Here is a 21,675-nt window from a genome sequence, read left to right on the forward strand (position 1 = left end):
GAGAGGCGTTAGACCAGCGCGTTCGGGCGGTCACAAGGCCTCTTGCTGAAGCCCTTCCGGCGGCGTAATTTCAAATCAATCCAGATCGATCTGGGCCGCCCCCTAGGGGGTAATGATGCGCCACTCTCCGCTCCCCACCCTCGGGTTCGCCGCCTTCGTCGCTCTCGCCAGCGTTGCCCCGGCCGCTCCCAGCGCGACGTCGAGTCCGACGGCGGGTGGGCCGCCGCCGTCGTCCGCTCCCCCGGTCTTCAGCCTCGCGGCGAGCACAACGGATTGTGCCTCGACAGTCCTGTCCGGGATGACCCTTGCCCAGCAGGTGGGGCAGCTGTTCATGATGGGCGTGACCAGCACGGGACCGACCAGCACTCAGCTCGGCGAGATCAGCTCGAACCATCTCGGCGGCGTCGTCCTCACGGGTGACAGCGCGGCCGGGGTAACCGGCACGCTCCAGATCACCAATCAACTGCAGGCGCAGGCAACGAGCACGGCGGGCGTAGCCCTGTCAGTGGCCGTCGATCAAGAAGGCGGCTACGTCCAGGTCCTCAGCGGCCCTGGCTTCTCCAGCATCCCGACGGCGCTCGCCCAAGGATCGATGGACCCGACGGCCCTGCGACAGGCGGCGGCGCAGTGGGGGCGCGAGCTGCTCAATGCGGGAATCACCCTCAATCTGGCTCCCGTGCTGGACACCGTGCCCGCGAGCCTCGGCGGGGCCAACATTCCGATCGGCTACTACGAGCGCGAGTACGGATACACGCCGGACGTCGTCACCTCGCACGGCACGGCGTTTGCCAGCGGAATGGCCGACGCCAAAGTGCAGGCTACCGGCAAGCACTTCCCCGGCCTCGGGCGGGTGACGGCCAACACGGACACGACGTTCGGCGTCACTGACACCGTCACCACGAGGCATGACGCCTACCTGCAGCCGTTCGCGGCCGCGATCAGCCAGGGGATTCCGGCGATCATGGTTTCGCTCGCGCAGTACAACGCCATCGACGGCCTGCGCGCAGCCTTCTCCCCCACCGTGATGCAGGGAATGCTCCGGAGCGATCTGGGGTTCGGCGGCGAGATCATCTCGGACAGCATGGCCGCCGTCGCCGTATCCGATCTCACCCCTGCCAACCGGGCGATGGACTTCCTCACAGCCGGCGGCACCGTGGTCCTCGACACCAATCCCGCGGACATCCCGCCCATGGTGAGCGCCGTCGTCGCGAGGGCCCAGCAGGACCCAAGCTTCTTGGCGCAGGTGCAGGCGGCGGCGGGGATCGTCCTCGAACAGAAGTACCGCGCCGGGCTCGTCTCCTGCCCGGCGGCTTACGATCCCATCGTCCAGCACTATCAGCAGCTCGGCGGCAGCGGCTCCTTCCTCGGCCAGCCCAGCGGCTCGGAGTACCGCATCGCTGGCGGCCGCGCCCAGGACTACGCGGGCGGCACGATCTACTGGTCGTACACGACTGGCGCCTTCGAGGTGAACGGCGGCATCCTCAGCCACTACCGCTCACTTGGCGGGCCAGGGGGCTTCCTCGGATTCCCGCTGACTGACGAGAGCGGCGTGCCCGGCGGGCGCTACAACAACTTCACGGGCGGCTCGATCTACTGGAGCCCAGCGACCAACGCTCGGGAAGTCCACGGCGCGATCCTCGGGCATTATCGGGCCCTCGGCGGGCCGGGTGGCTTCCTCGGATTCCCGCTGACTGACGAGACGGGCACCCCGGGCGGCCGCTACAACGACTTCACGGGCGGCTCGATCTACTGGAGCCCAGCGAGCGGAGCCCATGAGGTGAACGGGGGGATCCTGGGCCACTACCGGGCCCTTGGCGGCCCGGTAGGCTTCCTCGGATTCCCCCTCACGGATGAGACCGGCACTCCCGATGGAATAGGCCGCTACAACAACTTCACCGGCGGATCGGTCTACTGGACAGCGGGCACCGGCGCCCGTGAGGTGCACGGTGCAATCAGGGCGAAATGGGGGTCCCTCGGGTACGAGCGAAGCCCGCTCGGATACCCGGTGAGTGACGAATACGGCGTTCCCGGCGGCCGTCGCAATGACTTCCAGCACGGTTCGATCGTGTGGAATCAGGCGACGGGCACGACTCAGGTGATCTGAATTCCCCTATTGCCGATTGAGCGGGCTGAGCTGTATTCGCCTTGCCAGTGCGTACGCGGCCGGGAGATCTGCCTCGCTCTCGACAAACACACGGCCGATGACGAGCGCGGAATTGCTTGGAGAAGAAATCAGTCTCATGCCGTTCGGCACCTGCCCTTTCCACCGTGGACCGATGAGGAGAAACTCACCGGCTCCGGTTCCCGTGGTCCGCTTGCCGACGTAAGCGAAATTGGCGCTGTCGGATGGGCTCGTGAACTGCAGGCTGTAGTACCGGCCTGCAGTATCGGGCACGTGCAGGACTTGCGGCCCTTCGCGAAGGTCGAGCCAACCTCCGATGTAGAGCACGTCATTGGTTCCGGTTGCCAGGAGGCTCCCCGTCCCGACTGAGGGAGAAGAGGTAGTCGGAGCGGCATAGAGCGTGTTGACGGGGATGGGACCGTCACCGAACCCGCGCTTCAGAATCGCTCTCTTGTAGCCGTTGACCGTGATGCGCGGCCAGAAGTAGATGAAAGCAGGCGTGACGAGAAGCCACACAACGAGAGCGGCCACGCCGAGCACGACAACCTGGCCCCACCCTTGAGCAATTCGCTGGTAGACGACCCAAGCGAAGACCACGAGTATGACCGCTGTCAGGGGATACGCGTATTTCAGGATCAGGCGGTTCATATCACTGCAGCCTTGTCACTTCCGGCACCCTGTAGCGGCCTTCGAGAATTTCCTCGCTTGGAAGGTACGCGCGGAGCATCAGCTTGAACTTGCCCGCCGGAATCGGGAGCCAGTTCTGCTCGCGCCCAATCGGGGCACTCGTCTGAAGATGGATATCGACCGAACCGTCCGCGTTCTTCACAAGATCTGAACGATCGTCGAAGCTAGAGCGACCGATGGGGTTCGGAACCATGTACCCCACAGGATCGGTCACTGTGAGCGACCAGAAGGCATCATTCGGCGGGAACTGGCCCGGCGGAACCCGCATGAGGTACGCATTCCTTCCGGTGAGCGTCTGCCCGGAGCCGTCCACGGTCGTCGTCCAATAGGCAGCCTCCTCGAACACATTGACAGCGGGCAGGGCCTTGGCGCATGCGGCTCGCACCAGAACGCCGTTGCCCGGCCGCCCGCACAGAGGGATGGCCTTCCAGCCGTTGACTGTCGTAGTCAGTCTCTTGGCGACGGAATTCATGATGAAGATTGCGGTGAGGAAGGCGAGCGTCGCACCAATGATGACTCCTTGCACGACGCCGGAATGCGCGAGCCAAGTGAAGAAACCGCCCATGCGCGCAGATTAGCGCGGCCTAGATGCCAAGAGGGAGCGTCCACGCACCCCTTGACCGTGAGCCAGCTCACGCGTAGCCTCGAAAATGCCGAATATCCTATAGGAAATAGGAGGAATCGTGGCCGAAGCTGTCCGCGAGACCGTTGGGCGGAAGCGCTGGACGCGCCTCATCCCGGTGGCCATAATTGTCTACATCATCTCGTTCATGGATCGGACCAATATCGGGTTCGCCTTGAACGGTCTTCAGAAGGACCTCGGTATTGACGCTGCTCAGCAGGGTCTTGCCGCAGGGATCTTCTTCATTGGCTACCTGACCCTGCAGATTCCGGGGGGTCACTTGGCCGAGCGCTGGAGCGCGAAGAAATTCGTCGGAATCATGGTTCTCGTCTGGGGCCTCCTAGCGGTCGCCACGGGCTTCGTCCAGAACTTCGCCGAACTGCTCGTAGTCCGCTTCCTGCTCGGCGTGGCCGAAGCCGGCATCTGGCCGGCGATCTTGGTGCTCATCAGCCACTGGTTCCCCGCGGCCGAACGCGCCCGCGCGTACGCCTTCTGGATGATGAACATCGCGATCTCCTCGATCATCACAGCACCCCTCTCGGGCTGGATCCTCTCCTTCTCGGACTGGCGCTGGCTTTTCATCATCGAGGGCCTGTTCCCGTTCGTGATCGCGGCTCCCATCTGGTGGATCTTCGTCTCAGACCGTCCGCGCGACGCGAACTGGGTCTCCCCTGAGGAGCGCGCCTACATCGAGGAAGGGCTCGCGGCCGACGAGGCTGCCAACCCCCATGTGGGACACGTGAGCATCGGGCACGTCTTCCGGAACGGTGCCGTCTGGCGCCTGACACTGGTCTACTTCCTGATCCAGATCGGGTTCTACGGCCTCAACATCTGGCTCCCCAAGGTGGTCAAGACCATCACGTCGGGATCTTCCCTCGAGGTCGGCTTCGTCACGGCGATCCCGTACGTGCTGGCGATGTTCGCGCTCTGGTACAACGCCAAGGCCGCGGACCGGTCGGGCCGCTACTCGACTCACGTCCTGCTCTCCATGGCGGTCGGTGCCGTCGCCCTCGTGATCTCGGTGGCAACGGGCAGCTCCCTGCCGATCCTCGCCATCGTCTTCATCAGCATTGCGGTGGCAGGAGCGCTCGCCTACGACGGCCCCTTCTGGGCATCGTCGTCGCGCGCCATGCCGGTCGTGGTGGCAGGAAGCGCGATGGGCCTGATCAATGCCGTGGGCAATCTCGGCGGCTTCGTCGGACCTTATGTGGGGGGCTTCCTACAGGACGCCTCAGGCGGAAGCTTCATGGCGGCGTCGGTATTCCTGGCCGCCTGCCTCCTCGCGGCGGGGCTCGTCATGCTCACCCTCAGGAGAAGCGGAGACCGGCCGGTAGCCAAAGTCGCGGCCGATGCCGCGGACTCTGACAAGAAGCGTTCGTCCCGCTTGAGGCACGGCCACTGATTCAACAGGTCGATGCCAACGGTTCGGTCCCCAGGGCTCCCACGCCCTGGGGACCGAACCGTTTCTCCCTCGGCGTATGATGCCGCCACGACCGTCGAGGAGAGGCAGGCCGGTGTCGTTCATCGAGCTTTCGCTCATCTGCATCGTTGCGCTCCTCGGCCCCCTCCTCGCCGCACGAGAGGCGTGGCACCTGCCCCTCGTCCTCGGCGAACTGCTCGCCGGCGTCGTCGTTGGCAAGTCCCTGCTCGGGTGGGTTGACGCTGGCAACCAGACACTGACCTTCCTCGCGAACATCGGCTTCGCCCTCATGATGTTCGTCGCGGGGACCCACGTCCCGATCCGAGACAAGACGATCCGCGCAGCCATCGGCAAAGGCGCGCTGCGCGCCGTCGTGACTGCCGTCGTCGCCGTCGCCCTCGGCATCGCCGTCGCGCTCCTCTTCGCCTCCTCGAAGGCGCCGCTCTACGCGGTCCTCATGGGATCGTCGTCGGCCGCGCTCGTGCTGCCGATCATCGACTCGCTCGCACTCAAGGGCACCTCGATCCTCGAGCTCACAGCGCAGGTAGCCCTTGCGGACGTCGCCGCGATTGTCGCGCTCCCTCTCGCCATCGACCCCACGAACGCCATGCCCAAGGCGGTCGGGGCGCTTGCGGTCGCGGTGTGCGCAGTCGCCGTCTGGTGGATTCTTCGCCGCTTCGAGAGAAATGGCGCACGACGGCGCCTCCACACCCTTTCGGAGCACCGCAAGCTCGCGCTCGAACTGCGGATCCAGCTTTCGATCCTCTTCGCCCTGGCCGGACTCGCGGCCCTGTTCAACGTCTCGATCATGCTCGCTGGCTTCGCGTTCGGCCTCGCAGTCTCCGCCGTGGGAGAGCCACGCCGCCTCGCGCGCCAGCTCTTCGCCGTCAACGACGGATTCCTCGGACCCGTCTTCTTCGTGTGGCTCGGCGCCTCGATCGACCTGCGCCAGCTCGCGAGCCACCCGGCGATGATCGGCCTCGGTCTCGCGCTCGGCGCGGGCGCAGTCGTCGCCCACGCGGCCGGGCGCCTCACCGGCATGCCGCTCCCATTCGCCGTCGCCTCGGCAGCGCAGCTCGGCGTCCCCGTTGCTGCGGCGACGATTGGCCGATCCTTGGGTGTGCTGGCTCCCGGGGAGGACGCCGCGCTCCTCCTGGGCGCGCTCGTCACGATAGGAACGACGACGGCGGCGGCGAGCCTCGCCGCTCGCGGGCAGCGTGACCCTTCAGCCCAGCCCGGCTAGCCTCGCTCCCATGAGCCAGCGCCGACGGGTGAGCCTTGTCCTTCTGTTGAACGTCGCAATGATCGGCGCCCTCGTCGTCGCCGGCTTCGCTTCGAACTCGCTGGGGCTGCTCTCGGAGGGTGGGGACTTCCTGGCTGATTCGCTCGGGCTCGCCCTCGGGCTGCTCGCAATCTATCTGCGTGACCACCACCGGAACGAGAAGGCCACGACGTGGGTTGCACTGGTCAATGGTGTGTGCCTCCTCGGGGTATCGGCCGCTGTCGGAACGGGCGCCATCGGCCGGCTGGCCTCGGGCACCCCCGAAGTGCATGGTTTGCCGGTGCTCGTGGCGTCCGGGGCAGCCGCCCTGGTCATGCTCGCCGCGGCCCTGATCCTCGGCACGGGCGCGGGGCGCGAGGACCTGCACATGCGCTCGATCCTCCTCGACACTGTCGCGGACGGTGCCGCCGCGGCTGTTGTTGCCGTGGTTGGGGCCGTCATCGCGTTCACGCACACCTTGTATTGGCTGGACTCGGCGGCGGCCTGCCTCGTCTCCGTCCTCATTGTGGTCGCCGCAGCCCGGCTGCTGGCCGACGTGACCCGGGCCCTCCGCGCGGGTACGGCCTACGTTCCGTCCGACAACGACTGACGGGCCTGAGGTCCGGATACGGCATCTAACAATCAGGCGACAGCGTTCTACATCACTTGACACTCATGTGACAGAAGTGAATCGTGGGATTGTGACTCGCCACCTGCGCCTTCCGGCCCTCGCCGCCACATTCTTCGTCGCGGCTCTCGGCCTCGCTGCCTGCGGCAACAACGCCACGAGCCAGACGAGCACGAGCCCGAGCAGCTCGTCCACGTCGTCGCCGTCGGCCACGCCGTCCTCAACGGACTCCCCGTCCGCAAGCGCAACTCCCACGTCAACTTCGGGTGGCGCTGCGCCGAGCACCGCGCCGGTTGCCGGCAGCCCAGCCCGATGCGTCTCATCGCAGCTCAAGGCCTCTCTCGGGCCGGGCGCTGGCGGCGCGGCGGGGCACGTCTACTCCAAGATCGTCCTCACGAACACCAGCTCAACGCCTTGCCTCCTCGCGGGCTTCGCCGGGGTCTCGCTCACCGCGGGCCCCGACGGCGGCCCAATCGGAGCCCCCGCGGACCGCGACAACTCGGTGCCCGTCACGAACATCGTCCTCCAGCCCGGGCAGTCCGGGGGTGCGGACTTCGGCTACACCCAGCCGGGCCTGTACGGCGGAAGCTGCACTCAGGTGCAAGCGGCGGGCATCCGCATCTACCCGCCGGAGGACTACGGTTCGGTCTTCATCGCCCAGCCCGAGACCGCGTGCAGCGAGACGAGCATCCACCTGCTGACCCTCAAGGCCTTCCAGCCGATGTAGCAGGCAGCACACGCCGTTATTCTGTCGCCGGCGTGGGGCATGATTGACGCATGATGGCTCGGAGCGCGACCCCCGCACCTGCGGCGGGCCGCGCCGTCCTCGAGCGGTTCGGCGGCGCGACTCGGGAGTGGTTCCTCGGCGCCTTCCGTGAGCCAACCCCCGCACAGGCCGGCGCCTGGGAGGCGATCTCCTCGGGGCGGCACGCGCTCGTCGTCGCCCCGACCGGCTCGGGTAAGACCTTGGCCGCCTTCCTCTGGTCGCTCGATCGGCTCATGCGGAGTGACGTCAGCTCGCAGAACCCTCCTTCCGCCGGGCTCGCCTCGGACCAGGCGGACGACGACGGCGCGCTCCCGGGCATGCCCCGTCCCCGCCGCCGGGGCAAGAGTGGGGGCCCCAAGAACCTCACGAAGGTGCTGTACATATCGCCGCTCAAGGCGCTCGGCGTCGACGTCGAACGCAATCTGCGAGCGCCGCTGATCGGCATCTCCCAGACCGCCCGGCGTCTAGGCTTCCCTGTGCCCGAGGTGAGCGTCGGTGTCCGCTCGGGGGACACCACGGCCTCGGACCGGCGTGCTCTCCTGAGCAACCCGCCGGACATCCTGATCACCACCCCGGAGTCCCTCTATCTCATGCTCACTTCCCAGGCACGGGAGACGCTGAGCGAGGTCCAGACGGTGATCGTGGACGAGGTGCACGCGGTGGCCGGCACCAAGCGGGGCGCTCATCTCGCGGTCTCGCTCGAACGCCTCGACGCCCTGCTGCCCAAGCCCGCGCAGCGGATTGGGCTCTCGGCAACGGTCGAGCCGCGCGAACTGGTCGCGCAGTTCCTCGCGGGGCAGGCACCGTGCGAGGTTGTCGCGCCGCCTGCTGCGAAGACGTGGGAGCTCACCGTCACGGTGCCCGTTGAGGACATGAGCGACCTGCAAGGTGCGGCCGCTGCCAACGACATGGGCCCTGCGAGCGGGCTCCAGCCTCAGGCCTCGATCTGGCCCCACGTCGAAGAGAAGATCGTGGATCTGGTCCTCGCGAACCGCTCGACGATCGTCTTCTCGAATTCGCGGCGCCTAGCGGAACGGCTCACGGGCCGACTCAACGAGATCTACGCCGAGCGCCTGCAGCCGAGCGTGTGGGACGAACCGATCCAGCAGCCGGACGGGCCCACTGCGGCGACCTCCCGCACCCCTGCCGAGATGATGGCGCAGGCCGGCCAGACGGCGGGCGCGGACCCGGTCTTGGCCCGTGCCCACCACGGTTCTGTGTCCAAGGAGCAGCGCGCACAGATCGAGGACGACCTCAAGTCCGGGCGGCTGCGGTGCGTGGTCGCGACGAGCAGCCTCGAGCTCGGCATCGACATGGGTCTCGTGGACCTCGTGATCCAGGTCGAATCGCCGCCGTCGGTCGCGTCCGGCCTCCAGCGCGTGGGGCGCGCGGGGCATCAGGTGGGTGAGGTGAGCCAAGGAGTGCTCTTCCCCAAGCACCGCGCCGACCTCGTTCACACCGCGATCACGGTCGAACGCATGCTCGCGGGGCAGATCGAGGCCCTGCGCATCCCCGCGAATCCGCTCGACATCCTCGCTCAGCAGACCGTCGCCGCCACCGCCTTGGGTCCGGTCGACGTCGAGGAGTGGTTCGACGTCGTGCGGCGTTCCGCGCCGTTCGCGACCCTGCCGCGCTCGGCGTTCGACGCAACCCTCGACCTCCTCTCCGGGAAGTACCCGAGCGACGAGTTCGCCGAGCTCCGACCACGCATCGTGTGGGACCGGGACGAAGGGACCATCGAGGGGCGCCCCGGCGCGCAGCGACTCGCCGTGACCTCGGGCGGGACCATCCCCGACCGCGGCCTGTTCGGCGTCTACATCGTGGGTTCGGAGGTCGAGGGGTCTGCTCGAGAGGCGGCGCGGGGCGGCCGCCGCGTGGGCGAGCTCGACGAGGAGATGGTGTACGAATCGCGCGTCGGCGACGTGTTCGCGCTCGGGGCCACGAGCTGGAAGATCGAGGACATCACCCATGACCGCGTCCTCGTCTCCCCCGCCTTCGGCCAACCGGGCAAGCTCCCCTTCTGGAAGGGCGACGGCGTGGGGCGGCCGGTTGAGCTTGGCCGCGCCCTCGGCGCGTTCCAGCGCGAGGTCTCCGGCGCGGACCGCGAACGCGCGCTCGAGCGCATCGAGGCCGCCGGGCTCGACGCTTTCGCGGCGGGGAACCTCGTTCAGTACCTCGACGAGCAGAAGCAGGCGACGTCGATCGTGCCGAGCGATCGGACGCTCGTCGTCGAGCGGTTCCAAGACGAGCTGGGCGACTGGCGGGTCGTCCTGCACTCGCCTTTCGGCATGCCCGTGCACGCGCCTTGGGCGCTCGCCGTGGGCCAGCGCCTGAGCCAGCGGTACGGAATCGACGGATCCGCAATGGCGGCCGACGACGGGATCGTCCTGCGTGTGCCCATGATGGAGGACGAGCCCCCCGGAGCAGAGCTGTTCGTCTTCGAGCCCGACGAGATCGAGGGGATCGTGACGGACGAGGTCGGCGGATCTGCACTGTTCGCGGCCCGGTTCCGCGAGTGCGCGGCCCGCGCGCTGCTGCTCCCCCGGCAGAATCCCGCCAAGCGGCAGCCGCTGTGGCAGCAGCGCCAGCGCGCGTCCCAGCTGCTCGACGTCGCCAAGAAGTTCCCCCAGTTCCCCATCATCCTCGAGGCCGTCCGCGAATGCCTCCAGGATGTGTACGACCTGCCCGCGCTCAAGGACGTTGCGGCCTCGATGCAGCGGCGCGAGCTGCGGCTTGTCGAGACCACGACGCAGCAGCCCTCGCCGTTCGCCCGCTCCCTGCTCTTCGGCTATGTTGCCCAGTTCCTCTACGAAGGCGATTCGCCGCTGGCCGAACGGCGGGCCGCCGCGCTCTCCCTCGACTCAACCCTGCTCAACGAGCTCCTCGGCCGCGCCGAACTCAGCGAACTCCTCGACGCGCGCATCATCGAGCAGACCGAGCGGGAGCTGCAGCGGGTTGCTGAGGATCGGAAGTTGACCGGGCTCGAGGGCGCGGCGGACCTGTTGCGCCTGCTGGGGCCGCTCTCGACGGAGGAAGTCGCCGAGCGGCTTCGCGTCACAGAGGGCGAAGCCGCCCAGCATCTCGCTGATAGCGCCCGGCACCTCGAGGAGCTGATAGCCAGCAAGCGGGCCCTTCTGGTCTCGATTGCGGGAGTCGAGCGCTATGCCGCCATTGAGGACGCCGCCCGGTTGCGGGATGCCTTGGGCGTTCCCCTGCCCATCGGGGTTCCGCTCGCGTTCATTGAGCCGGTCGCAGATCCTCTCGGGGACCTCGTGGGGCGGTATGCGAGGACGCACGGGCCGTTCACTGCCGGGGAGGCGGCCGCGCGGCTCGGGCTCGGGGTCGCCGTCGTCCATGGGACGCTCAAGCGCCTCGCCGCGGACGGTCGTGTCATCGAGGGGACGTTCCGCCCCACGACCGGCGACGCACCCGTCACCGGAGGCCCAGGCGAATGGTGCGACGCCGAGGTGCTGCGCAGGATCCGGCGCCGTTCCCTCGCGGCGCTGCGCGCCGACGTCGAACCCGTCGACCAGCCCGCCTTCGCGCGCTTCCTTGCCGCGTGGCAGCACGTCGGGGAGAACTCTGGGACTCGTGGCGCACCCCGGGGGTCGCTGCGCGGGCACGACGGCGTCCTCACCGTCGTCGACCAGCTCGCCGGTGTTCCGGTCCCGGCGAGCGCATGGGAATCGCTCGTGCTGCGGAGCCGAGTCTCGGACTACTCGCCCGCCCTGCTCGACGAACTCATGGCGAGTGGCGAGATCCTCTGGACCGGTGCCGGAGCCCTGCCGGGCAATGACGGCTGGGTGAGTCTGCATGTCGCCGAGTCCGCGCCCTTGACGCTCGCCCCGGACCCCGACTTCACGCCCGACGACGTCCAACAGCGCATCCTCGACTTCCTCGCGGGCGGGGGCGGCTACTTCTTCCGCCAGATCGCCGAGGCGGGCGGAGGCATGGACTCCGTTCTCACAGACGAGGCGGCAGTCCACGCGCTGTGGGATCTGGCTTGGGCTGGCAGGGTCACGGGAGATACCTTCGCGCCCGTCCGAGCGATGCTCGACGCCGGTCACACCGCCCACCGGCAGCCCTCCCGAACACCGCGGGCCCGCACCTACGGTGGCGGGCGCGGATCCATCGGAAGTTCAGCCCTGCGCGGCGGGCGCCTCCCCCGGGTCGGCCGGCTGGGCGCGGTGACGGGCTTGGGCTTCGACGCGCCGTCGTCCGCCGCGCCCCCCATGGCGGCGGGCCGCTGGGCCGCAGTCCGCCAGGTCGAGCTCGACCCGACCGTCAAGGCCCACGCCCTCGCCGAACTGCTCATGGACCGCTATGGGGTCCTCACCCGCGGATCCGTCATGTCCGAAGAAGTCCCGGGCGGATTCGGCCTCCTGTACAAGGTGCTCTCGAGGCTCGAGGAGGCCGGCAAGTGCCGGCGGGGCTATTTCGTGGACCGGCTTGGAGCCGCGCAATTCGCGGTGCCCGCCACAGTTGACCGCTTGCGCTCCTACGCGCGGGATGAGACCACGGCAGTTACCGGCCTCGATTCAGACGCGCCGCGCGCGGCCCTCGCCCTCGCCGCCACAGACCCCGCAAATCCCTACGGGGCGGCGCTCGCCTGGCCCGAGGTACCCGACGCCGCGACCGGCCACCGCCCCGGGCGCAAGGCGGGCGCTTTGGTCGTGACGGTCGACGGCGCGCTGGCCCTCTACGTCGAACGCGGCGGCAAGACGCTGCTCGCCTTCACCGACGACGACGAAGTGCTGGCTCCCGCTGCTACGGCGCTTGTCGGCGTCGTCCGCTCAGGCGCGGTGGACAAGCTCGTCATGGAGAAAGTCAACGGTCGGGACCTCCTCGACACGCCTCTCTCCCGGGCGCTCACCGCCGCGGGAGCCTACTCGACGCCGCGAGGGGTGCGGATCCGTGCCTGATAAGACCAGCGGAGCTGGCTGTGCCTGATAAGACCAGCGGAGCTGGCTGTGCCTGATAAGACCAGCGGAGCTGGCTGTGCCTGAAGGCGACAACGTATGGCAGGCGGCAACCCGCATGCATGCAGCCCTCGCGGGGAAGCGCCTCGCCCAGACTGACTTCCGCGTGCCCTCGTTTGCGACCCTCGACCTCGCGGGGTGGACCATCCTCGACGTCGTCTCGCGGGGAAAGCATCTGCTCCACCGACTCTCCCCTCCCGAAGACGCCGATCCGAGCGCAGGCTCGGCACCGCTCAGCATCCATTCGCATCTGAAGATGGAGGGAAGCTGGCAGGTCTACGGCGCCGGCGAACGTTGGCGGAAGCCAGCGCACACCGCCCGCGTCGTGCTCCGCACCGAGGACGGTACGAGCGCCGTCGGCTTCTCTCTCGGCGTGCTTGAGGTGATCCCGACCGCGGAGGAGCAGACCGTCGTCGGCCATCTCGGCCCCGACCTCCTCGGCGCAGACTGGAACCCGGCCCTTGCCGAAGCGAACCTTCGTGCCCAGCCCGACCGGCCGATCGGCCTGGCGCTCCTCGACCAGCGCAACCTCGCCGGCATCGGCAACATCTACCGGAACGAGGTGTGCTTCCTCGCGCGTGTCCATCCGGCGACTCCCGTCTCGGAAGTCCGTGACCTCACAGGCCTCGTGGCGATGGCCCAGCGACTGCTGGAGGTCAACCGCAATCGAGGGTCCCGGAATACAACCGGCGGATTCGGCCCGCGGGGCAACTCGTGGGTCTATGGGCGCGCGGGGCAGCCCTGCCGACGCTGCCACACGAGAATCCAGCACGGCGTGCTCGGCGAGGGCGGCGTCTCAGAGCGGGACATCTACTTCTGCCCGCGCTGCCAGCCGCCGCCCCAGCACTGAGCCCCGCGTTCAGGGGCGCTCCTCGAATTCGGCGGTGACGAGTGGATCGGCGGCGTGCTGCACCGTCGAACCACCCCACTCCACCGAGCCACCCCGCTCCACGGCAAATCCATTCCGCACCCAGTATTCGTAGCCGCCGATCAGCTCGCGCACCTCGAAGCCTTCGGCGAGCAGGCGGTGCGCAGCCGTCGTCGCGCCGTTGCAGCCCGGACCCCATCCGTAGACGATGAGGGTGCGGCCGAAGGGCAGAGCGGCAAGGCTCGCATCCTTGGGCAGGTGAAGGGCACCGGCGATGTGGCCGTGGTCCCACGAGAGCTGCTTGCGGGTATCGACTATCACGGCAGTGCCGTCCGCCTGGGCCCGATGAGCGGCAACAGCATCGATTTCGTACGCGAGCTTCGCTTCGACGTACGCGAGGAGGCTCTCACGCGAAACCATGGGCTACTCTCCAGCAGACTCAAGACGACGGGTCGGTTCGACGAGGGACGCGGACGCAGACTGGCGCCTCAGACCCCGTCCCGGCTTACTCTCACCGAGGGCGCCGCGGCTCAGTACCTGCTCACCGGCCACCACGACGTCGTCGATGCCCACGGCCTCGCCCAGCGGACGCTCATAGGTGGCCGTGTCGCGCACAGCCTCCGGGTCGACGACGATGAGATCGGCTATCCAGCCAGGGGCTACTCGGCCTCGTCGTCCTAGGCCGAAGCGTGCAGCGGGTGCCGCCGAAAGGTGGCGTACCGCCTCCGGCCACGACCAGGTCGAGGTTTCCCGCACGAATTCGCGAAGGTAGCGAGCGAAGGTGCCGCGGGCGCGAGGGTGTGGATGTGCCCCGATGAAGATGCCATCAGAGCCCCCCATGTGTGCAGGATTCGAGAAGATGCGGGCGAGTTCGGCAACCCCGCGTTCGTGGGGCACCGCCATCACGGCATTCACCTGCAGACGGGAGGCTGCCAGCAGGTCGAGGGCAAAGTCGATGGGGTCTGCGCCGGCCTTTGCAGCGGCGGCGTCGAGGGTGAGTCCGTGCGCCCACGCGAAGGCGGGTGCCGCGATGTGCGCGAGGGTGATCATCGAGGGCCATCCGGGGCCGAGGCTTGCGTTGCGTTCGACGGCGGGGAACCAGTCCCGTCGCAGGCCTATTCGTTCGGCCGGGTCCTGGATGGCTTCGACGACAGCCTCGGCTGGGAGCACCGAGAGTTCCGGCGGGAGCAACGGCATGCCCAGCAGAGTGCATCCCCGGGTGTAGGGGTAGGCGTCGAAGGTGGCATCGACCCCGGCGCGCGCAAGGGCCTCGAGCTGTTCCTGCACGATCTCCGCCTGAGCGTGGAAGTGCGAGATGTGGACTCTGGCGCCGGAGAGGGCGCTGATACGAGCGATCTCTTCGACACCAGCAGCAGAATTCGCCTCGTATCCACCGCGCATATGCGTCACGTAGACGCCGCCCACCGAGGCGACGGGCGAACACAGTGCGCCAATCTCGTCGGTAGTGGCGAAGAGGCCCGGGACGTAGTCGAGCCCCGTGGAGAGACCGACCGCCCCCTCACGCATGCCCTGCTCGACAAGTTCCACCATGGCCGCACGCTGCGCCTCGTCCGCAGGCGCTTTCGAGCGGCCGCAGACCTCCCATCGCACGGTTCCCGCAGGGACCAGATAGGCGAAGTTGAGGCGGGACCGCCCCTCAACACCGGCGAGGTATGCGGCGACGCCTCCCCCCGAGTATCCGGGGTGCGCGCCGTTGATCGCAGCGAAGTATTCGCTCCCGTACGCCCCGTCCCCCGGCGCGTAGGACACGCCGTCCTGCCCCGCGATCGCCGTCGTGACTCCCTGCTTCAGCAGGGAACGCTGTACTGACGCGTCCTCGACGAAGCCGTCGGCGTGCGAGTGGGTGTCAACGAATCCAGGCAGTATGTAGCGGCCTCGGCAGTCGATGATCCGGTCATCCGGCCCCACAGGGATCTCGCCGATCTCGGTGATGGTCTCGCCTTCGATGGCAACATCGGCGTGCCGCATTCCGTCTGGATCGACGACAGTTCCGCCGCGCATCACCAATCGCATTCTTGGGCCCTTTCGCGAGTGCCGGCTGATGGTCAGAAGAAGGTGCGGACGAGGTCGACGACGCGATCGTCGTCCTGTGATGCCACCACGGGGAGGTAGTGCCATTTGTCGAACGTCGTGCATGGATGCGACAGGCCGAGCGCGACGACGGAGCCCAGGGCGACGTCCTGCTCCCCAAGGCCGAGGTAGCTGTGCTGATCGTTCATCGCGAGGATCGATGCGCCCTCGAGTGCCGACCACTCGTCACCCAGATGTGCGGCCGACTGCCGCGGGACCGGGAGTCCCTCGTCGAACGGGAAGTCCCTCTTGCCGCCGTCGAGCAACGCGAGCCCCCGTTCGGGGTGGGAAACCACCCGTGCGATTCCGCGCATCCCGGAACGGAACCGACCAGAGGCCAACGAACCCGCGCCCTGACTTCCGCCCTCGTCGAGCGGCGAGACCCGCCGGTAGAACCCGTCGTCGTGGGTAATGTAGGCGCCGCTGCGCAGGGTCCACAGAGTCCCCTCGTCGGCCGCCATCGCGTCCGCGTAGACCTCCGCAACCACGTCGAAGTAGGCGCTCCCGCCCGCGGTCACGTAGATCTCGCCCTCACCGTCGTAGAGAGCGCCCAGCGACTCGTGCAGCTCGACCTGTCGCCGAAGATATGCGCGCACGGCGTCGAGCGAGGCTTCGGTCCGGTCATGGGCGAGGGAGCCCTCGTAGCCGGCGACGCCGGCCAGACGGACGACGTCGGATGCTGCCGCCCGCTCGGCGACCTCAACTGCTTCGGCGATGGTGCGAGCTCCCGTGCGGCCGCCTTCCGCCCCCAGCTCGACGCAGACGTCGACGGGCCGTGGGGTGCCGGCCGCGCGAAGGGCTCGCTCCATCTCGTCGATGGTCGCAACCGAATCCGCCCACGAGACGAAGCGGAACTCCGGATCGGCGAGCTCAGCGGCGAGGTAGCGCAGCGAGCGGTCGTGGACGACGGCGTTGGCGAGCATGATGGAGTTCAGCCCGAAGGTTCGCGCCGTCCGGACCTGCCCCATAGTGGCGAGGGTGATGCCGAGACTCCCGGCATCGAGCTGCCTCTGCCAGAGCGCAGGGGCCATGGTGGTCTTGCCGTGGGGCATCAGTTCGAGCCCATGGGACGCGCTCCACTGGGCCATGACGCGCAGGTTGTTCTCGATCGCATCATTGTCGAGGGCCACAAGAGGAGTCCAGAACTCCGAGAGCCTCGGCTCGCTCGCGAGGAACTCATCCACCGTCAGGCCGAACGCCCGCGCGGGAATCCCCTTGTCGCGTGCGGACAGGCGCTCGCTCCCCAGCTCCTCCAGCCGAAGCGCTCCCGTCGCTGCGGACATGCTCATTTGCCGTCAGGCAGAGCGGCGACGACGTCGATCTCGACCAGGATGTTCGCGAGCTGCGAGCCAACCGTGGTCCGGACGGGGTAAGGCTCGGAGAAGAACTCCTTGTAAGCCTCGTTGAACTCGGCGAAATCCGCCAGATCGGCCAAGTGCACGGTGGTCTTCACGCAGTCGTCCATAGTGAGTCCGCGCTCGGCAAGGACGGCCTGCACATTGCGCAGCACCTGGCGGGTCTGCTCGGCCACGTCGTCCGCCACAGCGCCCGTTGCCGGGTTCTGCGGACCGAATCCAGCCGTGTAGAAGAAGCCGTTTGCCTCAATGCCTTGGCTGTAGGGGCCCGCCGGCTGGGGAGCGTTAGTGGTGCGGACAGCGGTCTTGGTCGTGACAGTCATGGATTCGTTCCTTTTCAATTCGTTAGGCGGACGGGGAAGACTGCGGGCTCACTTCGGCTCGTACAACCGGCCCGCATTCTCGACATCCGGGCGGAGCGAGGCGTAGGCGGTGCCGATAATGCCGATGAGCGCGATCGCAGCAGCATAGATGATGACGGGCCACACGCTGCCGAAGGCGGCGGAGAGAGCGGTAGCGATGAGCGGCGCGAAGCCACCGCCGATGGTGTTCGAAATCTGGTAGCCGATATTGACGCCCGTGGTGCGCGCTTCGACGTCGAACATTTCAACGAGCATTGTCTGAAGGGTGCCCTGCATCGCGACGCCAGGGATGACGAAGCCGATAACCATGCCGAGCCAGATGAGCACGGCCGTTTCAGTTCCGTAGAGCGCGAAGGCGGGGTAGATCAGAAGGGCGAAGGCGATGCACGCGCCGATGTAGGTCTTGCGGCGCCCGATCTTGTCCGAGAGGCTCCCCCACAGTGGCGCGGCGAAGATCTGCAGGACCCCGACAATCATCGTGCCGATGAATCCCACCTGCGCCTGAGTGCCCTTGGAGACCATGAAGGCAAGGCCGAAGGTCAGCACGAGGTACCCAGCGATGCTCTGCGGCAGGCCGATCAGGATCCCGAGAATCGCATTCTTCGGGTGGCGGAAGACCTCCCTGAGGGGGGACTTGCCCTTCTCCTGATTCAGGGCACGGGCTGCGGCGAGGTCCTTGAATTCGTTGGATTCGTCCAGCTTGGAGCGGAGAATCACGGCGATGATGGCGAGGACGAGGGCGAACACGAAGGGAATTCGCCAGCCCCAGGTGATGAAGAACGAGTGGGAACCAGCGCCAAAGGCAGCCATCAGACCAGCAGAAGCCACGTTGGCGACGCCGGCGCCGCTGATCAGCAGGGCTCCGAAGAGCCCGCGACGGCCTGCGGGAGCGTGCTCGACGACGAGGGCTGCTGCGCCTCCCATCTCACCCCCGACGAACAGTCCCTGAAGCATCCGGAAGAAGAGAAGCAGGATGGGTGCGGCTATTCCGATGGTGCCGGCCGAGGGAATGAGGCCGATAGCGGCAGTGGAGATGCCCATGCCGACGACGGTGATCATCAGAGTCGTCTTGCGGCCCATGCGGTCGCCGATATGGCCGAAGACGAGGCCGCCGATCGGGCGGAGGAGAAATCCGAAGGCGAAGCTCGCGAATGACGAGAGCGTTCCCACCACCGGGTTGCTGTTGGGGAAGAAAACCGTTGGGAAGACGGTGGCCGAGGCCAGGCCGTAGAGGTAGTAATCGAAGTACTCCATGAGCGTGCCGATTGCCCCGCCCGCGACTACGCGGCGCTGCTTCGCCGGAATCGCCGTCCTCCATGACGCCCGTTGTTCCTGCTCTGTCCGTACCACAAGAGCCTCCTTACCCTAGGTCCAGATTTCGGTGCTGCTTTTGATTCCGGCTACCCTGCCGGCCCGCAAGTCCGATCGGTAAGCTAGCACCCACTTGAACAGTATGTCTACGACCCGTACGGTTTGTCTATGACTACGGGACTCGTAACATTGCTTTTGAGTGAGGGGAGCATCATGACCGCGAGCCTGTCCCAGCCGTCTCTGGACGCGCTTGCCCATATGGGGACCTACGAGTCAGTGGACGAGATCCTCGCGGTGTTCCGCCCGGTCATCCACGCTGTGGCCGCCGCCGTCGGCCCAGGCTGCGAAGTCGTGCTGCACGACCTTTCGGCTCCCGACCCCGATCTCGGCCACACCATCGCCGCAATAGAGAATGGCCACGTAACGGGACGTGAAGTGGGCGGCCCCTCGAGCAGCCTCGGGGCCAGTGTGCTTCACGATCAGGGAGCCGACCACAACGCCTTCGGGTATCGGGGATTGACGAGCGACGGACGCGAGCTCCGGTGCTCGTCCGTGTACTTCCGAAACTCGGCCGGGCGCATCATCGCGGCCTTGTGCATCAACTTCGATGTCAGCATGATCCAACGAATGCGAGGGCTGCTCGACGGGTTGATCGGGGAGCCCTCCACCGACGTTCCGGAGCGCCCGAACGAGTTCTTCGGACGGGATCTCGTAGCGGTGATGGATGCGATGGTTGCCGAGGCAATTCGAGAAATCGGCAAGCCTGTGGACCAGATGAGCCGCGACGACCGCATCGCAGTCCTCACCAAGCTGGACCAGCAGGGAGTCCTGCAAATGCGAAAGGGCGTTGAAAGCATTGCCGCCCGCCTCGGCATCTCTCGGGTCACCGCATATGCATACCTCGATGAGGCCCGGAATCAGGAAGCGGAAAAAGCCGCCGGATAACCCTCCACCGTTTGCGGGAAGGCTCCGTGCGGGCTATTGTTCGAGCTGACTTCGTCAGAAGCGCTGTCGTAGCGCCGTGTCCAAGGAGGTGAGTGGCGATTTTCGTTTACAGTCGGGCACTCACACCCTCACGCTGGAGCCTCTAGAGCTTCTTCGTCTTCGGTCCTCGGGTGCCCATTTCTCGGACGCCCTGAAAGGGATCAAGACATGTCTCAATTTCACGAATCGCTCCCTCCGACCGGAGCCAATGACCGATCCTCCGTGCCCGACCCGGCGGAGCCCGCGTCCCGTTCGCACAACCTCGCCCTGGTCCTCGGCGGCGGCGGAGCGGCCGGAAATGCGTGGGTTATCGGGATAGTCGCTGGCCTCGCCGAAGCCGGCGTCGATCTTGCAGAAGCCGCGGATCTGGTGATCGGTACCTCGTCGGGGGCCACCGCGGCAGCACAGGTGCGCAGCGGAATAGCGCCAGCTGAGCTTTTGGCATCGGTGCTGTCTGCACCGGTCCGACCGGGCGGGCAGAATCGGCAAGCACCGCCGGCGTTTGCGATGGAAGCGGCCTTCGAGCGAATCCGTGCCATTGGCGCCGCCGCCACCTCTGCCGCCGATCTACAGCGGGCAATGGGCGCGTTTGGCCTCGAAAGCGACTCCAAATTCCCGCCGGACGGTGGACGGCGACGGGCAATTGTCGCCTCAAGACTGCCTCGCGCTGAATGGCCAGAAAAGCCGATGGTCGTAGTGGCGGTCAACGCTCACACCGGTGAGCTGGTTGCCTTCGACCGCAATTCCGGCGTCGAATTGGCAGACGCCGTCACCGCGAGCACAGCGATGCCCGGCCTAGGCGCCACGCACAGCATCGACGGCACTCACTACATCAACGGTGGCGTCCGCTCCACCGACAATGCTGACCTTGCTGCGGGCTACGCGAACGTCGTCGTACTCTCGCCGTTCGGCGGACGGAGCGGGCCGGCCCCGGAAGGCCAGTTCGAAGGCCTGCGCCGATCGCCGGAATGGGGCACAGACCTGACGAGCCAGGTCGAGGCCCTCCGGCGGCAGGGCAGCCGCGTGGAAGTGATCACGCCGGACGCCGATTCCGTCGTGGCGATGGGCACGAACCAGATGGATCTCGCTACCCGCATACCTGCAGCGCGTGCGGGCTTCGCCCAAGGCAGGCGGGAGGCAGCCCGCCTGACGTTCGACTGAGGGCACCATCTGCGAGGGCTCCGCTACGCCCTCGCAGAGGTCCACGACAATGGAAGATGCAAGCTTGATATATTAGTTCCATACTAGACTTGGAAACCCTGCAAGGGATCGATCTTCAACTCGACGAGGAGTGGAAAAGTATGCAGCAACTCGCGAACCGGCTCGAACGGCTGGGCACTGAAACTGCCTTCAGCGTCGCACAAGCCGCGGCGGCGTGGAAGGCTCAGGGGAACCGGGTGTACCCCTTCCACCTCGGGGACATCAACATCCCGACGGCCCCGCACATCATCGAGGCCATGAACCGGGCGATCGCGGATGGGTACACGGGCTACTGCCCGGGCCCGGGGATCCCGCAGCTGCGCGAAGCCCTCGCGGAGGACCTCGGATCGCGTCGTGGCATCGAATTCTCTCCGGACAACGTCGTGGTGATGACGGGCGGCAAGCCGGTCATCACCAAGTTCCTGCAGGCGGTCATGAACCCCGGCCAGGAGGTGCTCTACCCGAATCCCGGCTTCCCGATCTACGAATCGCAGATCGAGTACCTCGGCGGAACGGCAGTGCCGTACCGCTACCTGCCCACGAGCGAGGGCTTCGCCATCGATCTCGACCAGGTGCGCGCCTCGATCACCCCAAACACGGTCGCGATCATCTACAACGACCTGCAGAACCCGATCTCGGCCGAGTCGACGGCGGCCGAGCGCGAGGCGGTCGCTCAGCTCGCGCTGGAGCACGATCTCTGGGTGCTCTCGGACGAGGCTTACTTCGAGACGCGCTACGAGGGTGTCTCGAGCTCGATCGCATCGCTCCCCGGCATGGCGGAGCGCACGGTTATCCTCTACACGTTCAGCAAGAAGTTCGCGATGACGGGCTCCCGCCTCGGCTGCGCGGTCGCCCCGCCCGAAATCGCCAAAGTGCTCAGCACGCTCAACACCAATGACGAGTCGTGCACGACCCACTACGTGCAGTGGGGCGGCATCGAAGCACTCCGCGGCCCCCAGGAACCCGTGCAGCAGATGCTGGACGTACTGCGCGAGCGCCGGGATGCCGCCTGCGGACTC

The 21,675-nt window shown here is 67.1% G+C and carries 17 protein-coding genes; 10 read left to right on the plus strand and 7 right to left on the minus strand.

Features of this window, described 5'->3' with window-relative positions:
- Positions 1-112: 112 nt before the first annotated feature.
- A complete protein-coding gene (locus LK10_RS20640; protein ID WP_052206727.1) occupies positions 113-2,104 on the plus strand; it encodes a glycoside hydrolase family 3 N-terminal domain-containing protein in 1,992 nt (663 codons plus the stop codon).
- A 6-nt stretch (positions 2,105-2,110) separates the two neighbouring features.
- Here LK10_RS20640 and LK10_RS00090 read toward each other — a convergent pair whose 3' ends face one another.
- Both LK10_RS00090 and LK10_RS00095 read right to left on the minus strand, forming a co-directional pair.
- Positions 2,111-2,770 carry a DUF1254 domain-containing protein gene (locus LK10_RS00090; RefSeq protein ID WP_081998161.1) on the minus strand — a complete coding sequence of 220 codons (660 nt, stop codon included), beginning with the start codon at positions 2,768-2,770 and terminating at the stop codon, positions 2,111-2,113.
- Position 2,771: 1 nt separating this feature from the next.
- Positions 2,772-3,374 carry a DUF1214 domain-containing protein gene (locus LK10_RS00095; protein WP_043119191.1) on the minus strand — a complete coding sequence of 201 codons (603 nt, stop codon included), beginning with the start codon at positions 3,372-3,374 and terminating at the stop codon, positions 2,772-2,774.
- Between the two features lie 118 nt (positions 3,375-3,492).
- Here LK10_RS00095 and LK10_RS00100 point away from each other — a divergent pair, with 118 nt between their 5' ends.
- The 6 genes from LK10_RS00100 to LK10_RS00125 all read left to right on the plus strand — a co-directional run bounded on the left by LK10_RS00100 (position 3,493) and on the right by LK10_RS00125 (position 13,335).
- Complete coding sequence (locus LK10_RS00100) at positions 3,493-4,833, plus strand: MFS transporter (RefSeq protein ID WP_043119192.1); 1,341 nt, start codon at positions 3,493-3,495, stop codon at positions 4,831-4,833.
- A gap of 112 nt (positions 4,834-4,945) precedes the next feature.
- Complete coding sequence (locus tag LK10_RS00105; RefSeq protein ID WP_043119193.1) at positions 4,946-6,094, plus strand: cation:proton antiporter; 1,149 nt, start codon at positions 4,946-4,948, stop codon at positions 6,092-6,094.
- A 10-nt stretch (positions 6,095-6,104) separates the two neighbouring features.
- Positions 6,105-6,722 (plus strand): cation diffusion facilitator family transporter, encoded by a 618-nt coding sequence (locus LK10_RS00110; RefSeq protein WP_081998162.1) that lies wholly within the window; start codon positions 6,105-6,107, stop codon positions 6,720-6,722.
- Between the two features lie 91 nt (positions 6,723-6,813).
- Positions 6,814-7,467, plus strand: a complete 654-nt coding sequence (locus LK10_RS00115; protein WP_231567524.1) for a DUF4232 domain-containing protein — start codon at positions 6,814-6,816, stop codon at positions 7,465-7,467.
- Positions 7,468-7,517: 50 nt separating this feature from the next.
- Positions 7,518-12,428, plus strand: coding sequence for an ATP-dependent helicase (locus tag LK10_RS00120; protein ID WP_231567525.1), 4,911 nt, complete (start codon positions 7,518-7,520; stop codon positions 12,426-12,428).
- 76 nt (positions 12,429-12,504) lie between these two features.
- Positions 12,505-13,335, plus strand: coding sequence for a DNA-formamidopyrimidine glycosylase family protein (locus LK10_RS00125; protein WP_043119195.1), 831 nt, complete (start codon positions 12,505-12,507; stop codon positions 13,333-13,335).
- Positions 13,336-13,344: 9 nt separating this feature from the next.
- Here the strand turns inward: LK10_RS00125 and LK10_RS00130 are convergent, their stop codons facing one another.
- Genes LK10_RS00130 through LK10_RS00150 form a run of 5 tightly spaced genes read right to left on the minus strand, consistent with a single transcriptional unit; the run spans position 13,345 to position 18,511 of the window.
- Entirely contained in the window at positions 13,345-13,773 is a 429-nt protein-coding gene (locus LK10_RS00130; protein ID WP_043119196.1) for a rhodanese-like domain-containing protein, read from the minus strand.
- Between the two features lie 3 nt (positions 13,774-13,776).
- Complete coding sequence (locus tag LK10_RS00135) at positions 13,777-15,375, minus strand: N-acyl-D-amino-acid deacylase family protein (RefSeq protein ID WP_231567527.1); 1,599 nt, start codon at positions 15,373-15,375, stop codon at positions 13,777-13,779.
- Positions 15,376-15,419: 44 nt separating this feature from the next.
- The gene (locus tag LK10_RS00140; protein WP_197061815.1) at positions 15,420-16,727 is read right to left on the minus strand and encodes a type III PLP-dependent enzyme domain-containing protein; all 1,308 of its coding nucleotides are present in this window, start codon (positions 16,725-16,727) and stop codon (positions 15,420-15,422) included.
- A gap of 2 nt (positions 16,728-16,729) precedes the next feature.
- Positions 16,730-17,122 carry a RidA family protein gene (locus tag LK10_RS00145; RefSeq protein ID WP_043119198.1) on the minus strand — a complete coding sequence of 131 codons (393 nt, stop codon included), beginning with the start codon at positions 17,120-17,122 and terminating at the stop codon, positions 16,730-16,732.
- A gap of 48 nt (positions 17,123-17,170) precedes the next feature.
- Positions 17,171-18,511: an MFS transporter gene (locus tag LK10_RS00150; protein WP_231567526.1), complete on the minus strand. Its 1,341-nt coding sequence runs from the start codon at positions 18,509-18,511 to the stop codon at positions 17,171-17,173.
- 174 nt (positions 18,512-18,685) lie between these two features.
- Between LK10_RS00150 and LK10_RS00155 the strand changes: the two genes are divergently transcribed.
- The 3 genes from LK10_RS00155 to LK10_RS00165 all read left to right on the plus strand — a co-directional run.
- Complete coding sequence (locus LK10_RS00155; RefSeq protein ID WP_052206739.1) at positions 18,686-19,417, plus strand: helix-turn-helix transcriptional regulator; 732 nt, start codon at positions 18,686-18,688, stop codon at positions 19,415-19,417.
- A 207-nt stretch (positions 19,418-19,624) separates the two neighbouring features.
- A complete protein-coding gene (locus LK10_RS00160; protein WP_081998164.1) occupies positions 19,625-20,617 on the plus strand; it encodes a patatin-like phospholipase family protein in 993 nt (330 codons plus the stop codon).
- Positions 20,618-20,757: 140 nt separating this feature from the next.
- Positions 20,758-21,675, plus strand: a 918-nt coding sequence (locus tag LK10_RS00165; RefSeq protein WP_043119212.1) for a pyridoxal phosphate-dependent aminotransferase, incomplete at its 3' end; no start/stop codon positions are given.

The organism is Sinomonas humi (assembly GCF_000802235.1).
GTDB lineage: Bacteria > Actinomycetota > Actinomycetes > Actinomycetales > Micrococcaceae > Sinomonas > Sinomonas humi.

Excerpts from the sequence above, each read along its gene's own strand:
- LK10_RS20640 (WP_052206727.1), top strand. The coding sequence starts at position 113 with ATGATGCGCCACTCTCCGCTCCCCACCCTCGGGTTCGCCGCCTTCGTC.
- LK10_RS00090 (WP_081998161.1), bottom strand. The coding sequence starts at position 2,770 with ATGAACCGCCTGATCCTGAAATACGCGTATCCCCTGACAGCGGTCATA.
- LK10_RS00095 (WP_043119191.1), bottom strand. The coding sequence starts at position 3,374 with ATGGGCGGTTTCTTCACTTGGCTCGCGCATTCCGGCGTCGTGCAAGGA.
- LK10_RS00110 (WP_081998162.1), top strand. The coding sequence starts at position 6,105 with ATGAGCCAGCGCCGACGGGTGAGCCTTGTCCTTCTGTTGAACGTCGCA.
- LK10_RS00120 (WP_231567525.1), top strand. The coding sequence starts at position 7,518 with ATGATGGCTCGGAGCGCGACCCCCGCACCTGCGGCGGGCCGCGCCGTC.
- LK10_RS00130 (WP_043119196.1), bottom strand. The coding sequence starts at position 13,773 with ATGGTTTCGCGTGAGAGCCTCCTCGCGTACGTCGAAGCGAAGCTCGCG.
- LK10_RS00135 (WP_231567527.1), bottom strand. The coding sequence starts at position 15,375 with ATGCGCGGCGGAACTGTCGTCGATCCAGACGGAATGCGGCACGCCGAT.
- LK10_RS00140 (WP_197061815.1), bottom strand. The coding sequence starts at position 16,727 with ATGTCCGCAGCGACGGGAGCGCTTCGGCTGGAGGAGCTGGGGAGCGAG.
- LK10_RS00145 (WP_043119198.1), bottom strand. The coding sequence starts at position 17,122 with ATGACTGTCACGACCAAGACCGCTGTCCGCACCACTAACGCTCCCCAG.
- LK10_RS00155 (WP_052206739.1), top strand. The coding sequence starts at position 18,686 with ATGACCGCGAGCCTGTCCCAGCCGTCTCTGGACGCGCTTGCCCATATG.
- LK10_RS00160 (WP_081998164.1), top strand. The coding sequence starts at position 19,625 with ATGTCTCAATTTCACGAATCGCTCCCTCCGACCGGAGCCAATGACCGA.